The organism is Klebsiella grimontii (genome assembly GCF_042137965.1).
Lineage (GTDB): Bacteria > Pseudomonadota > Gammaproteobacteria > Enterobacterales > Enterobacteriaceae > Klebsiella > Klebsiella grimontii.
This window is the reverse complement of sequence record NZ_CP169721.1, coordinates 1341756-1355983: the sequence shown is the minus strand read 5'-3', so window position 1 is coordinate 1355983 and position 14228 is coordinate 1341756. Positions and strand designations below refer to the sequence as shown.

The 14228-nt window shown below is 54.9% G+C and carries 17 protein-coding genes; 3 read left to right on the top strand and 14 right to left on the bottom strand.

What is annotated here, in order from left to right:
- Positions 1 to 159: 159 nt before the first annotated feature.
- On the top strand, positions 160 to 1776 hold the full coding sequence (gene mltF / locus ACE3MN_RS06600) for a membrane-bound lytic murein transglycosylase MltF (RefSeq protein WP_024359368.1): 1617 nt from the start codon (positions 160 to 162) through the stop codon (positions 1774 to 1776).
- On the opposite strand, the gene tadA is transcribed toward mltF, so the two are convergent.
- Both tadA and yfhb read right to left on the bottom strand, forming a co-directional pair.
- Positions 1773 to 2279, bottom strand: coding sequence for a tRNA adenosine(34) deaminase TadA (tadA, locus tag ACE3MN_RS06595; RefSeq protein WP_004134899.1), 507 nt, complete (start codon positions 2277 to 2279; stop codon positions 1773 to 1775). The genes mltF and tadA overlap by 4 nt on opposite strands.
- 58 nt (positions 2280 to 2337) lie before the next feature.
- Complete coding sequence (gene yfhb / locus ACE3MN_RS06590; protein WP_004134897.1) at positions 2338 to 2973, bottom strand: phosphatidylglycerophosphatase C; 636 nt, start codon at positions 2971 to 2973, stop codon at positions 2338 to 2340.
- Between the two features lie 209 nt (positions 2974 to 3182).
- On the opposite strand from yfhb, the gene ACE3MN_RS06585 reads away from it, so the two are divergent.
- Positions 3183 to 4031, top strand: coding sequence for a MurR/RpiR family transcriptional regulator (locus ACE3MN_RS06585; protein ID WP_004123673.1), 849 nt, complete (start codon positions 3183 to 3185; stop codon positions 4029 to 4031).
- A 166-nt stretch (positions 4032 to 4197) separates the two neighbouring features.
- Positions 4198 to 4458, top strand: a complete 261-nt coding sequence (locus ACE3MN_RS06580; RefSeq protein WP_004114478.1) for a YfhL family 4Fe-4S dicluster ferredoxin — start codon at positions 4198 to 4200, stop codon at positions 4456 to 4458.
- A 36-nt stretch (positions 4459 to 4494) separates the two neighbouring features.
- Here ACE3MN_RS06580 and acpS read toward each other — a convergent pair whose 3' ends face one another.
- From acpS to rseD, 12 genes are all read right to left on the bottom strand, one after another.
- On the bottom strand, positions 4495 to 4875 hold the full coding sequence (gene acpS, locus ACE3MN_RS06575) for a holo-ACP synthase (RefSeq protein ID WP_004123676.1): 381 nt from the start codon (positions 4873 to 4875) through the stop codon (positions 4495 to 4497).
- A complete protein-coding gene (gene pdxJ / locus ACE3MN_RS06570) occupies positions 4875 to 5606 on the bottom strand; it encodes a pyridoxine 5'-phosphate synthase (RefSeq protein ID WP_004123677.1) in 732 nt (243 codons plus the stop codon). Before pdxJ ends, acpS begins: the two co-directional genes overlap by 1 nt.
- Before the next feature lie 11 nt (positions 5607 to 5617).
- Entirely contained in the window at positions 5618 to 6355 is a 738-nt protein-coding gene (gene recO, locus ACE3MN_RS06565) for a DNA repair protein RecO (protein ID WP_004134893.1), read from the bottom strand.
- 11 nt (positions 6356 to 6366) lie between these two features.
- Positions 6367 to 7272, bottom strand: coding sequence for a GTPase Era (gene era / locus ACE3MN_RS06560; protein ID WP_004134890.1), 906 nt, complete (start codon positions 7270 to 7272; stop codon positions 6367 to 6369).
- Complete coding sequence (gene rnc / locus ACE3MN_RS06555; RefSeq protein WP_004104573.1) at positions 7269 to 7949, bottom strand: ribonuclease III; 681 nt, start codon at positions 7947 to 7949, stop codon at positions 7269 to 7271. The genes era and rnc overlap by 4 nt, the downstream gene beginning before the upstream one ends.
- Positions 7950 to 8173: 224 nt before the next feature.
- Entirely contained in the window at positions 8174 to 9148 is a 975-nt protein-coding gene (gene lepB, locus ACE3MN_RS06550; protein ID WP_004123684.1) for a signal peptidase I, read from the bottom strand.
- Between the two features lie 14 nt (positions 9149 to 9162).
- On the bottom strand, positions 9163 to 10962 hold the full coding sequence (gene lepA / locus ACE3MN_RS06545) for a translation elongation factor 4 (protein ID WP_004123687.1): 1800 nt from the start codon (positions 10960 to 10962) through the stop codon (positions 9163 to 9165).
- A gap of 184 nt (positions 10963 to 11146) precedes the next feature.
- Positions 11147 to 11626, bottom strand: coding sequence for a SoxR-reducing system protein RseC (rseC, locus tag ACE3MN_RS06540; RefSeq protein ID WP_049085697.1), 480 nt, complete (start codon positions 11624 to 11626; stop codon positions 11147 to 11149).
- A complete protein-coding gene (gene rseB, locus ACE3MN_RS06535) occupies positions 11623 to 12579 on the bottom strand; it encodes a sigma-E factor regulatory protein RseB (protein WP_004132796.1) in 957 nt (318 codons plus the stop codon). The genes rseC and rseB overlap by 4 nt, the downstream gene beginning before the upstream one ends.
- Positions 12579 to 13229 carry an anti-sigma-E factor RseA gene (gene rseA / locus ACE3MN_RS06530; protein WP_004132795.1) on the bottom strand — a complete coding sequence of 217 codons (651 nt, stop codon included), beginning with the start codon at positions 13227 to 13229 and terminating at the stop codon, positions 12579 to 12581. Before rseA ends, rseB begins: the two co-directional genes overlap by 1 nt.
- Before the next feature lie 32 nt (positions 13230 to 13261).
- Complete coding sequence (rpoE, locus tag ACE3MN_RS06525; protein ID WP_004104583.1) at positions 13262 to 13837, bottom strand: RNA polymerase sigma factor RpoE; 576 nt, start codon at positions 13835 to 13837, stop codon at positions 13262 to 13264.
- Between the two features lie 39 nt (positions 13838 to 13876).
- Complete coding sequence (rseD, locus tag ACE3MN_RS06520; protein WP_155552530.1) at positions 13877 to 13975, bottom strand: rpoE leader peptide RseD; 99 nt, start codon at positions 13973 to 13975, stop codon at positions 13877 to 13879.
- Positions 13976 to 14228: the final 253 nt, after the last annotated feature.

Sequence of the window (14228 nt, the reverse complement as noted above, 5' to 3'; positions counted from 1 at the left end):
GAAGCTTTCATGGTGAGCCAGGGGGGAAACGGGCGCCATTATAGTGAATCCTGCGCCCCGACGAAACCGTTTGCGTAGAAATAAAATGATTGCCGGGGTTTATCAATTAATGTGACTCATCTCGCGAATAAGTTGCCAACTGACGCATTCTTAAGCAAAATGCCGCTCAATCCAAGACAACCTTTTACTTTTTCTGGTCATAATCTGCTGAGGAACCCGAAGCTGCAGAAGATTAACTATCTGAAAAAACTAAAGATTAATTATCTGCTCATCGGCATTGTGACCCTCCTGCTGGCGGCCGCCCTGTGGCCGTCTCTCCCGTGGATGGGTAAACCAGAAAACCGCGTGGCGGGGATCATGGCGCGCGGAGAACTGCGCATCAGCACCATTAATTCGCCGATGACCTTCGCGACCCTCAATGATAAAACCTACGGTTTTGATTATGAGCTGGCGCAGCAGTTTGCCGACTACCTCGGCGTCGAGCTCAAAGTCACCGTCAGGCAGAATATCAGCCAGCTCTTCGACGATCTCGATGAAGGCAAAGCCGACATGCTGGCTGCCGGTCTGGTCTACAACTCCGAGCGGGTGAAAAACTATCAGGTCGGACCGACCTACTATTCCGTTTCGCAACAGCTGGTGTATCGCAAAGGCAACCTGCGCCCGCGCACCCTGGCAAATCTTACCGCCGCGCAGCTGGCGATCGCTCCCGGGCACGTGGCGATTAACGATCTCCAGGCATTGAAAGAGCAAAAATATCCCGACCTCGACTGGCGCGTGGACGATAAGCGCGGGACGACGGCGCTAATGCAGGCGGTCATCGATGGTAAGCTCGACTATACCGTGGCGGATTCGGTCGCCGTCAGCCTGTTCCAGCGCGTTCACCCGGAGCTGGCCGTCGCCCTCGATATCAGCGACGAGCAGCCGGTCACCTGGTTTAGCGAAAAAGGCGAAGACAATTCCCTGTCGGCGGCAATGCTCGATTTCTTCAATAATATTAATGAAGACGGCACCCTGGCGAGGCTGGAGGAGAAATACCTCGGCCACGGCAACGATTTTGATTATGTCGACACCCGCACCTTCCTGCGCGCCGTAGAAAGCGTTCTCCCGGACCTGCAGCCGATGTTTGAAAAATATGCCCGACAGATAGACTGGCGTCTGCTGGCGGCTATTTCGTGGCAGGAATCGCACTGGGATCCGCAGGCCACCTCTCCTACCGGCGTGCGCGGGATAATGATGCTTACCCGCAATACGGCCCAAAGCCTGGGGTTGACCGATCGCACCGACGCCGAACAAAGCATCGACGGCGGTATGCGTTATTTGCAGGATATGATGAATAAAGTGCCGGAGTCGGTGCCGCAGGACGAGCGCATTTGGTTTGCGCTGGCGGCTTACAATATGGGCTACGCGCACATGCTTGACGCGATGGCGCTGACGAAAAAGCAGAAAGGCGACCCGAATAGCTGGGCCGATGTCAAACAGCGTCTGCCGCTGTTAAGCCAGAAAAACTACTATAGCCGCCTGAAGTACGGCTTTGCACGTGGACACGAGGCCTACGCCTACGTCGAAAACATTCGCAAATATCATATTAGCCTTGTAGGCTATCTCTCTGAAAAAGAGAGAAAAGAGGCGCAGATGGCGGCCCTGGGCGAACACTATCCGGCGGTCATGCCGGATGAGCTGGATAAACCGGAACAGTACGCTTCGTCCTTTTTCAACTTTCGCGCCGAAACGCTGGTTGATAACGCAAAATTAAAAATCCCCGGCGCCGGGCATTAGTCCTGCACTTGCTGGCCAGCTCGCTTCAGCGCTTTTTTCTCTTCGCGCCGCCAGCGAAAGAAATCGCTCAGCATGCCGGAACAGGCCTCCGCCATAATCCCTTCCGTTATTTCTACCCGATGATTCATGCCTGGATGATGCAACACATCCATCAGCGACCCGGCGGCGCCGGTTTTTGCATCCCTGGCGCCAAATACCAGCCGGGAAATACGGCTGTGCACCATCGCTCCGGCGCACATCACGCAAGGCTCAAGGGTAACGTACAGCGTTGCGTCAATCAGGCGATAGTTTTGCAGCACCAGTCCGCCCTGACGCAGGGCCATAATCTCGGCGTGCGCGGTCGGATCGTGGCGGCCGATTGGCCGGTTCCAGCCCTCGCCGATGACCTGATGATTATGCACCAGCACGGCGCCGACCGGCACTTCGCCCTCTTCCCAGGCGCGTTTGGCCAGCGTCAGGGCGTGACGCATCCAGTATTCATCATTTAATTCATGGTCAGACAAAGCGGGCACTCCTGCAGAAAAGCGGGGCGCATTATACATGGGCGCTATGTATTACACACTATTCTAACTGCTGAAGATCGCCCTGCGGCGTCACCCGCCAGCGGTGCTGGCAAAAATTGAGCAGCGGGTTGTCCTGCTCGCTGTCGCTGTAGCCGCTATACAATCGCAGCGGAGCGCCTATTTTCTGTTCCAGCTGCGCCACCTTTTCATTGCCGAGGCAGCGAAGGGTTAACCCCCAGCCGCCGCAGCGCCGCTCCATCCGGCTGGCAATCAGATTGACCCGCGGTAGCCAGGCGGTATCAAAATAGACTTGCTCAACCAGCGACTGCGGCGAACCGGTAATCAGCCAGACATCGGCGTCCGTGCTGGACAAATAATGGTTAAGCCGCGACTGAACCACCGGGAAGGCCGTAACGTGCTGGCGAAACCAGCGAACAAAATCGGCCTCCAGGCGTTTAAGGTGATGCTCGCTGCGTCCGAAGGTTGAAGCCCACAGCAGCAGGCTCATCGGCCAGCGCGCGGCGCGACCGTACAACATCAGTCCGGCGGCAATAACAGGCAATAAAGGAAGCACCAGCAGCGCATTCAGCGGCTGATGGCGCAGGATATAGCGCAAAAAGCTGCCGAACATATCCTGCTGATGCAAGGTTCCATCCAGATCAAAAAAAACCACTCTCCGCGTGCTGCTATTCAAAACCTACTCCCATGTACGATCGCTCGATTACCAATAGCTTAACAGCCTTGCGTCGCCAATAGCGAAAACATACGCTGTCGTTGAATCCGGATTAAGAAAACACATTTGCAGAGAAATCTTAGGCATAGAATTTTTAATTCGCGATAATCCTCTTATAATCGAATACAAAATTCTTTCAGCCGAGGGTGAAGCTGTCCTCCGGAGCCGCTATGAACTGTTTGACCCGTATTCGCCAGCGCTACCCTACGTTGGCCGCAAGCGATAAAAAACTGGCCGATTTCATTCTGGCTCAACCGGATCAAACCCGCCACCTTAGCTCACAGCAGCTGGCGGGCGAAGCCGGCGTCAGTCAGTCAAGCGTAGTGAAATTTGCGCAGAAAATGGGCTTCAAAGGCTTCCCGGCGTTAAAGCTGGCGCTGAGCGAAGCCCTGGCAAGCGCCCCTACGCCGCAGTCCGTACCGGTGCATAATCAGATTCGCGGCGACGATCCTCTTCGGCTGGTTGGCGAAAAGCTGATTAAGGATAACATCGCGGCTATGCACGCCTCGCTGGACGTCAACACCGAAGAGAAGCTGCTGGAAGCCGTCACGCTGCTGCGCCACGCCCGACGGGTGATCATTACCGGTATCGGCGCATCGGGCCTGGTGGCGAGAAACTTTAGCTGGAAGCTAATGAAAATCGGCATTAACGCCGTCTCTGAACAGGATATGCACGCGCTGCTGGCCACGGTACAGGCGATGTCGCCGGACGATCTGCTGCTGGCCATCTCCTACTCCGGTGAACGACGCGAGATCAATATGGCGGCCGGTGAAGCGTTACGGGTAGGGAGCCAGATCCTGGCGATCACCGGTTTTAACCCCAACGCGCTTCAGCAGCAGGCTACGCTGTGCCTGTACACCATTGCGGAGGAGCAGGCCACGCGCAGCGCCGCGATCTCTTCCACCAGCGCGCAGATGATGCTGACCGATCTCCTGTTTATGGGGCTGGTGCAGCAGGATCTTGAGCACGCTCCGGAGCGGATTCGCCACAGCGAAGCGCTGGTGAAAAAGCTGGTATAACGCCGAGTGCCACGCCAGCTGGCAGAAACTCACTCACTCTTATTGGCTCAAGCCGGGCAAAATTTCTCCGCTACGGATGGTCGCCCCACGGTTGAAAAGAGCTGGCCCGGGCGGAAAATGGGCGTATAATGCCCGCCCTGTTTGTGTTGTTTCTGAGAATTTCCTGATGGCGCTGTTAATCACCAAAAAATGTATCAACTGCGATATGTGCGAGCCTGAGTGCCCGAATGAGGCGATATCCATGGGTGATAGCATTTATGAAATTAACAGCGACCGCTGCACCGAATGCGTTGGCCACTATGATACGCCGACCTGCCAGAAGGTGTGTCCGATCCCGAATACCATTCTGAAAGACCCGGCGCATAACGAAAATGAAGAGCAGCTGTGGGATAAATTTGTCCTGCTGCATCACGCGGACAAATTATGACATTACCGGATGGACTTATCCGGCCTGCCTGTAAATCTAACTTTCGATAATCACCGTGGCGCAGGCATAGTGGCGTTCATCGGCCAGCGTCACGTGAATGCTGCTGACGCCCAGCCGCTCGGCCAGACTCTTCGCCTCGCCCCACAACCGTAGCTTTGGCTTCCCCAGCTCGTCGTTGTAAACCTCAAACTGGTTAAACGCCAGGCCATTGCGGATGCCGGTGCCAAGCGCCTTGGCCGCCGCTTCTTTAACGGCGAAACGCTTAGCCAGAAAACGGACCGGCTGCTGATGCTGTTGCCATATCGCCCACTCGTGATCGCTCAGTACGCGACGGGCCAGACGGTCGCCGCTGCGGGCGATCACCGCTTCAATACGGGCGATTTCAACTATATCAGTACCCAGTCCGAGAATAGCCATCAGGCACGGGCTTCCAGCATCAGACGCTTCATTTCCGCAACCGCCTCTTTCAGGCCGCTCATCACCGCCCGGCCAATAATCGCATGGCCGATATTCAGCTCGTGCATTTCCGGCAGCGCCGCTATGGCTTTTACATTATGGTAGGTCAGGCCATGACCGGCATTGACCTTCAGCCCCAGACTGGCGGCATAGGTCGCCGCTTTGGCAATACGCTCCAGCTCTTTTGCCTGCTCAGCGTCGGTTTGCGCATCGGCGTAGCAGCCGGTGTGAATTTCGATATAGGGGGCGCCCACGTCCGCTGCGGCCTTAATTTGCGCGTTGTCCGCATCAATAAACAGAGAAACCAGGATACCGGCGTCGGCAAGACGTTTACAGGCATCGCGCATTTTGTCGAGCTGGCCCGCCACGTCCAGTCCGCCTTCGGTGGTCACTTCCTGGCGTTTTTCCGGTACCAGGCAGCAGAAATGGGGCTGAGTCTCACAGGCGATATTCAGCATCTCTTCCGTCACCGCCATCTCAAGGTTCATGCGGGTATCCAGCGTCTGGCGCAAAATACGGACATCGCGATCGGTAATATGGCGACGATCCTCGCGCAGATGGACGGTAATACCGTCAGCGCCGGCCTGCTCGGCGATAAAAGCCGCCTGTACCGGATCCGGATAAGCGGTACCGCGGGCGTTGCGTAATGTCGCAATGTGGTCAATGTTGACCCCTAACAGTAATTCAGCCATGACAATCCTCGTTAATCGTTATTTGTTTTATCGGCTCGCGCAGCCCGCGCGGGCAAAAACTGACGAAAAAGCTCGCGACTTTTTAGCGGCTTCCCGCCCAGATAGGGCTTCAGGGCGATACGTGTGAAACGTTTTGCCGCGCGCAGCGCATCGCTGTCGGGAAATTCACGGCTCGCCAACGCTTTAAGATGGTGCCCGGTAAAGGTGCTGTTATCAATAACCACGCTGGCGATAAAGCCTTTTTCTTCACGGTAGCGATAGGTCATCGCATCGTCAACCGCTTCTCCACTGCCGGCGCAATGCAGGAAATCCACGCCATACCCCAGGTGCCCAAGCAGCGCCAGTTCAAAACGCCGAAGCGCCGGTTCCGGCGAGCCGCTTGCGCCAGCCAGAGACTGGATACAGTGCAAATAATCGAAGAAGAGTTCGGAGAAGCGCGTTTCGTGCTCAAGCACGCGAGAGAGCAGTTCGTTGACGTAAAGGCCGCTGTAGAGCGTGATACCGCTAAGGGGGAGCGCCAGCGAGACGGCTTCCGCGCTGCGCAGCGTTTTGACTTCGCCGCGCCCGCCAAAGCGAAGCAGTAAGGGAGTAAAGGGCTGAAGCGCGCCTTTGAGGTTGGAGCGTTTAGAACGTGCGCCTTTAGCCACAAGGCGCACGCGGCCGGATTCTTCCGTGAAGACGTCCAGCATCAGGCTGGTTTCGCTCCAGGGACGACTATGCAGGACGAAAGCGCGCTGCCAGCCTTCCATCAAAATGGCTCTTAGAGATCGTCGCCGTAACCGAGACTGCGCAGCGCGCGTTCGTCATCAGCCCAGCCGGATTTCACTTTCACCCACAGTTCGAGGTGAACCGGCGCTTCAAACATATCCTGCATGTCTTTACGCGCTTCGATACCGATAGTTTTGATTTTGGCCCCTTTGTTGCCAATCACCATCTTCTTCTGCCCTTCACGCTCAACCAGAATCAGACCGTTAATATCGTATCCGCCGCGTTCATTGGTTACAAAACGCTCGATTTCGACGGTGACGGAATACGGCAGTTCGGCGCCAAGGAAACGCATCAGCTTTTCGCGAATGATCTCGGAAGCCATAAAGCGCTGAGAACGGTCGGTAATGTAATCTTCCGGGAAATGATGAATCGCCTCCGGCAGATGCTTACGCACAATACCGGCAATAGTATCAACGTTCAGCCCGGTTTCCGCGGAAATCGGCACGATATCGAGGAAGTTCATCTGGCTGCCGAGGAACTGCAGGTGCGGCAGCAGATCCCCTTTTTCCTGTACGTTGTCGACTTTGTTGACCGCCAGAATCACCGGCGCTTTGCCGTCGCGCAGCTTGTTGAGCACCATCTCATCGTCCGGCGTCCAGCGGGTACCTTCAACGACGAAAATAATCAGCTCAACGTCGCCAATAGAGCTGCTTGCCGCTTTGTTCATCAGGCGGTTTATCGCACGTTTTTCTTCCATATGCAGGCCCGGGGTATCGACGTAGATCGCCTGGTACGGGCCTTCAGTATGAATACCAACGATGCGGTGACGCGTCGTCTGCGCTTTTCGGGAAGTAATAGAGATCTTCTGCCCGAGCAGCTTGTTCAGCAATGTGGATTTGCCCACGTTTGGACGACCAACGATGGCAATAAATCCGCAGTAGTTTTTTTCTTCGCTCATTCCAGCTCCAGCTTTTTCAGCGCCTGTTCGGCGGCAGCCTGCTCCGCCTTACGACGGCTAGAACCCGTGCCAACCACCGGTTCACTCAGGCCGCTAACCTGGCAGTGGATAGTAAATTCCTGATCGTGCGCTTCTCCGCGTACCTGTACAACGAGGTACGACGGCAGCGGCAGATGACGCCCCTGCAGATATTCCTGCAAGCGGGTCTTCGGATCCTTTTGCTTGTCACCAGGGCTGATTTCATCCAGACGACTCTGGTACCAGGAGAGAATAAGGCGCTCAACGTTCTGAATATCGCTGTCGAGGAAAATCCCGCCGATTAAAGCTTCAACGGTGTCCGCCAGTATCGATTCACGGCGAAAGCCTCCGCTTTTCAATTCACCCGGCCCAAGACGCAGACATTCACCTAATTCGAACTCGCGGGCAATTTCTGCCAACGTGTTACCTCGCACCAGCGTCGCGCGCATGCGGCTCATATCGCCTTCGTCTACCCGAGGGAAACGATGATAGAGCGCGTTTGCGATCACAAAGCTCAATATTGAGTCACCTAAAAACTCCAGGCGCTCATTGTGTTTGCTGCTGGCACTGCGATGAGTTAATGCCTGTTGCAACAGCTCCTGATGATGAAAAGTGTAGCCCAGCTTCCGTTGAAGCCGATTAATTACGATGGGGTTCATGCGTTACCAATAGATGAATGCGTCAAAAATGCAGCACACGAAACCGACCTGAGTAAAAACCAACGCGGTTTCGTGTGCTGTGTCAATCTTACGAGAGACAACCTAAAACTTCGGGGGGATATTCTATACGCAACGACAAGGGATGTCGTTAGTTTGAATAGATTTAAATCTTAAATAATTCACGCTGCCGTTACTGCGGCGGCAGCGTGAAGAGGGCAGGAAAATTACTGGATACCGCCGATACGCGATAAACGTACGCCGGTAGGCCATTCGCCTTCCTGTTTTTCGAAACTCATCCAGATTGCGGTCGCTTTACCCACCAGATTCGCCTCCGGCACAAAGCCCCAATAACGGCTGTCGGCGCTGTTATCGCGGTTGTCACCCATCATGAAATACTGTCCCGGCGGGACAATCCAGGTCGCCAGCGGCAGACCGGACTGGTGGTAATACATCCCCACCTGATCCTGAGCAATCGGTACGGTCAGAATACGGTGCGTCACTTCGCCCAGCGTCTCTTTACGTTCGGTCAGGCGGATACCATCGGCTTTGGTCTCGCCTTTCGGCAGCTGCCAGAAACCGCTGGTCGCTTCGCCGCCGTTGCTACGGGAGAAGGTCTGAACGAAATCGCTCGGCTCAACGTTGGAGTAAGTAACCGGCAGCGCGTTGCCGCAGGCCTGGCCAGAACTACAGCCCGGCTGGATAGTAACCTGTTTAGCTATGGGATCGTAGGTCACTTTATCGCCCGGCAAACCGACCGCGCGCTTAATATAATCCAGGCGCGGATCTTGCGGATATTTAAAGACGACAATATCGCCGCGTTTCGGATGCCCGGTTTCGATCAGCGTTTTCTGGTAAATCGGATCTTTAATACCGTAGGCAAACTTCTCAACCAGAATAAAATCGCCGATCAGCAGCGTCGGCATCATCGATCCGGATGGGATCTGGAAGGGCTCATAAATAAATGAGCGAACCACCAGCACAATCGCCAGAACCGGGAATACCGAAGCGCCGGTTTCTAGCCAGCCCGGTTTCGGGCCAACCTTTTTCAGCGTTTTCTTATCTAACTGGTCGCCGGTCGCCGCCTGGGCAGCGGCCTGACTTTCGCGACGTTTTGGCGCAAAGATAAACTTATCCAGGCACCACAACAGACCCGTCACCAAAGTAGCGATGACCAGGATCAGGGCAAACATGTTCGCCATGCCAACTCCTTAGGTTATTTGCCGTCTTTACCAACGTGCAGAATGGCGAGGAACGCTTCCTGCGGGAGCTCAACGTTGCCGACCTGCTTCATCCGTTTCTTACCGTCTTTCTGCTTCTGCAGCAGCTTTTTCTTACGGCTGACGTCGCCGCCATAGCATTTCGCGAGGACGTTTTTACGCAGCTGTTTCACGGTAGAACGGGCAATAATGTGGTTACCGATGGCAGCCTGGATAGCGATATCGAACTGCTGACGCGGGATCAGCTCTTTCATCTTCTCTACCAGTTCGCGGCCGCGGTACGGCGCATTGTCGTTATGCGTGATCAGCGCCAGCGCATCCACGCGCTCGCCGTTAATCAACACATCCACACGCACCATGTTGGAAGCCTGGAAGCGCTTGAAGTTGTAGTCCAGCGACGCATAGCCGCGGGAGGTGGACTTCAGACGGTCGAAGAAATCGAGTACCACTTCCGCCATCGGAATTTCATAGGTCAGCGCCACCTGATTACCGTGGTAGACCATGTTAGTCTGCACGCCGCGTTTTTCGATACACAGGGTAATGACGTTGCCTAAAAACTCCTGCGGCAGCAGCATGTGACACTCAGCGATCGGCTCGCGCAGCTCCTGGATATTGTTCAGCGGCGGCAGCTTCGACGGGCTATCGACGTAGATAACTTCTTTCGAGGTGGTTTCTACTTCATAGACTACCGTCGGCGCCGTGGTGATCAGATCCAGATCGTATTCACGCTCCAGGCGCTCCTGGATGATCTCCATATGCAGAAGACCGAGGAAGCCGCAGCGGAAGCCGAAGCCCAGCGCGGTAGAGCTTTCCGGCTCATAGAACAGTGAAGCATCGTTGAGGCTCAGTTTGCCCAGCGCGTCACGGAAGTTCTCATAATCATCAGAGCTTACCGGGAACAGGCCGGCATACACCTGCGGTTTCACCTTTTTAAAGCCAGGCAGCGCTTTCTCCGCCGGGTTGCGCGCAAGCGTCAGCGTATCGCCGACCGGCGCGCCGAGAATGTCTTTAATGGCGCAAACCAGCCAGCCTACCTCGCCGCATTTCAGCTCGGTACGGTCAACCTGTTTCGGCGTGAAAATCCCCAGACGATCGGCGTTATACACCTGACCGGTGCTCATCACCTTAATTTTATCGCCTTTGCGCATGGTGCCGTTTTTAATACGCACCAAAGAAACGACGCCGAGGTAGTTATCAAACCAGGAGTCGATGATCAGCGCCTGCAGCGGCGCCTCCGGATCGCCTTCCGGCGGCGGAATATCGCGCACCAGGCGCTCCAGCACATCCGGTACGCCAACGCCGGTCTTCGCTGAACAGCGTACCGCATCGGTGGCATCAATACCGACAATGTCTTCAATCTCTTCCGCCACGCGTTCCGGATCGGCTGCGGGCAGGTCAATTTTGTTCAGGACCGGTACGACTTCAAGGTCCATTTCCATCGCCGTATAGCAGTTAGCCAGCGTCTGGGCTTCTACGCCCTGACCGGCATCAACCACCAGCAAAGCGCCTTCACAGGCGGCAAGCGAACGAGAAACTTCATAAGAGAAGTCGACGTGGCCGGGAGTATCGATAAAGTTCAGCTGATAGGTTTCGCCATCGGCCGCTTTGTAATCCAGGGTGACGCTCTGCGCCTTGATAGTGATACCGCGCTCACGTTCAAGATCCATGGAGTCCAGAACCTGGGCTGCCATTTCACGATCGGAAAGGCCACCGCAAATCTGGATAATACGGTCAGACAACGTCGACTTACCGTGGTCGATGTGAGCGATGATTGAAAAGTTACGTATATTCTTCATATTTAGAGTTAATTATGCCTTACGCGAATCATGAGGCCGCTGTTCTGTGCCTGACGTTTTTTAATCCGAAAACGCCGCATTCTACACTACATCCACGAAACCAGGAAATGCTCTTACCGCTAGCATAACCGGAGTAAATGACGAGTTCTTGCGGGAGTTGTAAATAAAGATAAGGGCCAGTGAATCACTGACCCAGTTGGGAGGAAGGCGTCTCGATGCGGACTAAATCTGGCGGCAAGCCGACGCTGATAATAACCGGCTGCCACGACTGCCGGGAGGCTAAGCCCGGCGAAAGACCGCGCGCGACCAGAAACCCGCCCACGCCGCCCAGCATTGCCCCGCATAGCGAAGCGAAGTCGTTGGCAAACAGCACCTGGAATATCGATGCCATCACGAACAATCCGACTAACGGCGCCATATACACCAGTACTGCCGACCCGAGCAGGCTACTCTCAGCAATGCCCAGTTCCACTTTTTGCCCGACCGACAGCGGCTGCTCGCAGGGAACGCTAATGGTATGGCTGGTTTGCGGCCCAAGCTTATTCAGTACCCGGCTGCCGCAGCCGGCGCGGGAAGCGCAGCTGCTGCAGGATGCTTTAACATCGCAATGAACCAGCGCAATGCCATTATTCCAGGAGACGACCGTCGCCCACTCTTTAATCATTGAACTGCCCTGAATTTAATACTGTCGGAAATACGCTTTGCCGTTTGCGGCGGCAGCTCGCCAACAATGGTTATCTCTGCGTTATCACGCACGGTAGTCGCCACGGTACGACGCCCGGTACGCAGCAGCTGATCGCTGCTATTCGCGGTGGCGCGATTAATATTGATAGAGAAACTAAACAGCCCATCGGAATACAAACGGGACTCAACCGGACCATCAAAGGTAGGGAGACGACGCTGGCTGCTGGACACTTCGGCAACGCCCTGCGGCAGCCAGGTAGGCGCCCAGTTAAAGTTGGCCTTATTGCCCCCCTCCGGCACCGACAGCTGCGGAGGCAGATTCGCCTTAGATAAGGTTTCCATGCTGGCGCTCACGTTATCACCGACGTTGAACGAGACGACCCGGAACTGCTCAAGCGTTTCACCATCGCGGTCAAGCAGATCTACGCGCAGAGGCAGCTTAGTTTCAGCGTCTAGCCATGCGATATAGCTATAGCGGGTGCCATCGCGAGCCACGACGCGCACCACATCGCATAAACGATCGGCAATACGCGTTCGTCCAACGGAAATAAAGTCGTAATAGGACGCCAGACGTTTAAAGTCGGAGTAGACCAACGAAGGCAGGGAATCAACGATATAGTCGCCGTTCAGGGTAAAAGGATCGAGCCCAGGTTCAAAGTAGCTGATTTCCGTTCCGCGCAGCACGACTTCGCGACGAGGTCCGTCAAGTTGCAGGAGCTGAGCCAGGGTGCGATTATCCAGTTTAGCGTGTCGATAGCGCAGCGACTCAACGCCCTGCTTGTTGATGCTGACGAAAGAGAGCTCGTAGTTGAGGGACTGGCTGGCCAGGTTCATCTGCTGCAACAACGCCCCGGACGATGTATCAGCCGAGGCGTTGACGGAGAAGAACAGGCTGCCTGCCATGAGCGACATGGCACACCAAAGTTGCTTCATTACTGCGATTGCGTTCCTAAAGTTTGATAGCCCGGTACCTGAACGGCGGCTTGCTGAGTCTGGGCCTGACCAAACTGGAGCTGTTCCGCATGCAGGCGACGCTGCAATTCATAGTCCTGCAGCATAGCATTAATTCTGCGGCGCTGTTCCTGTACCTGAGCCTGCTGACCGCTACCCGCTGAAGCCTCAGCCGGTACGCCCAGGCTAACCGGGCTGGCCTTACCCATCATCGGCATGGTGTTAAACACCGGCGCCTCCGGCTGCTGGGATGAATCAGACTGGCCATTATACTGCTGGACGCCAACAATCACAGCGAGGGATACGCACGCGGCAACGCCCATCTGGGTGAGCGAACTGGCCCATGGGCGTACTTTTTGCCAGAAAGGCATCTGACGCCACTGGTGCGGTGCGGGCTGAGATTCAGGAATAAGAGGAACCGTCTGACGAACGGGCTCGTTTTCAATGGCGGCCATGACGCGAGCTGAGATATCAAAATGGAGCACCTCACTCGTATCGCCTCGCAGCGAATCGCGGATGAGATGGTAGCTCTCCCAGGTTTTTTGCATTTCAGATGAACGCTCCAGCTCGTTGAGCAGTTCGTTATCCAGCGTTTCACCATCCATTAAGGCCGAAAGTTTTTCTTTCTGCATGCCTGATACCCTTTTCCAGTATTCCGCTATCGTCAACGCCTGATTAGCGGTTGAACTTTATTATCAATAGCTTCTCGCGCCCGGAAGATGCGCGAACGCACTGTGCCCACCGGACAATCCATGATGGCGGCTATTTCTTCATAGCTCATGCCATCCAGCTCCCGCAAGGTGATTGCCATGCGTAAATCTTCCGGAAGCGATTCAATGGTACGAAAAACTATTTGTCTCAGCTCTTCTGACAACATTAAGTTCTCAGGGTTCGAAATTTCTTTCAATGCCCCGCCACTTTCGAAGTTTTCAGCATCATTCGCATCAACATCGCTGGACGGCGGACGGCGTCCCTGAGCAACCAGATAATTTTTCGCCGTGTTGACGGCGATGCGATATAACCAGGTGTAAAAAGCGCTATCCCCCCGGAAAGAATCCAGCGCACGCCATGCTTTGACGAACGATTCCTGAACAACGTCAGCGATATCGCCCGGCGGCACGTAGCGGGAGACCAGGCTTGCAACCTTATGCTGATAGCGCACCACCAGCAGGTTAAATGCTTTCTGATCTCCTTTCTGGACCCGTTCAACGAGGACCTGATCCGTTAACTGCTCGCTCATCCGAGGTAATGTCTCCCCAAACCCAATTCCCATGCGTATTCAAAAACACCACCCAATTACTGCATAAATGAGCAAGCAGAGGGTTGGAGTGTCTGAAAACAATAAAGTTCCGTTACGCCTTTGTTTTTCGTCCGGCACCGGCTGACGGATTGTTATCTCTCATTATATGTCCCGGTAGCTAAACGATATGTAAGATAATAAGAAAAAGCGCAAGACCCGCCAGAAGGGTAACGTAACCCGGCTTTTATTTCACTATAAAATCTGAAGCTAACGAGCCGCTTCGCAAAACCTTTTTTCGCTTCCCCGCCCGCCTCATTAAGCCGTAATGTTTAGCCCTCACAACAATGAGTAAAAAAATTGTACGATTTCTCGCGGGCTGGTGCTATTGTTC

Excerpts from the sequence above, each read along its gene's own strand:
- mltF (WP_024359368.1), top strand. The coding sequence starts at position 160 with ATGCCGCTCAATCCAAGACAACCTTTTACTTTTTCTGGTCATAATCTG.
- pdxJ (WP_004123677.1), bottom strand. The coding sequence starts at position 5,606 with ATGGCTGAATTACTGTTAGGGGTCAACATTGACCACATTGCGACATTA.
- rnc (WP_004104573.1), bottom strand. The coding sequence starts at position 7,949 with ATGAACCCCATCGTAATTAATCGGCTTCAACGGAAGCTGGGCTACACT.
- era (WP_004134890.1), bottom strand. The coding sequence starts at position 7,272 with ATGAGCGAAGAAAAAAACTACTGCGGATTTATTGCCATCGTTGGTCGT.
- rseA (WP_004132795.1), bottom strand. The coding sequence starts at position 13,229 with ATGCAGAAAGAAAAACTTTCGGCCTTAATGGATGGTGAAACGCTGGAT.
- rseC (WP_049085697.1), bottom strand. The coding sequence starts at position 11,626 with ATGATTAAAGAGTGGGCGACGGTCGTCTCCTGGAATAATGGCATTGCG.
- lepA (WP_004123687.1), bottom strand. The coding sequence starts at position 10,962 with ATGAAGAATATACGTAACTTTTCAATCATCGCTCACATCGACCACGGT.
- lepB (WP_004123684.1), bottom strand. The coding sequence starts at position 9,148 with ATGGCGAACATGTTTGCCCTGATCCTGGTCATCGCTACTTTGGTGACG.
- rpoE (WP_004104583.1), bottom strand. The coding sequence starts at position 13,837 with ATGAGCGAGCAGTTAACGGATCAGGTCCTCGTTGAACGGGTCCAGAAA.
- ACE3MN_RS06580 (WP_004114478.1), top strand. The coding sequence starts at position 4,198 with ATGGCGCTGTTAATCACCAAAAAATGTATCAACTGCGATATGTGCGAG.
- acpS (WP_004123676.1), bottom strand. The coding sequence starts at position 4,875 with ATGGCTATTCTCGGACTGGGTACTGATATAGTTGAAATCGCCCGTATT.
- recO (WP_004134893.1), bottom strand. The coding sequence starts at position 6,355 with ATGGAAGGCTGGCAGCGCGCTTTCGTCCTGCATAGTCGTCCCTGGAGC.
- rseB (WP_004132796.1), bottom strand. The coding sequence starts at position 12,579 with ATGAAGCAACTTTGGTGTGCCATGTCGCTCATGGCAGGCAGCCTGTTC.
- ACE3MN_RS06585 (WP_004123673.1), top strand. The coding sequence starts at position 3,183 with ATGAACTGTTTGACCCGTATTCGCCAGCGCTACCCTACGTTGGCCGCA.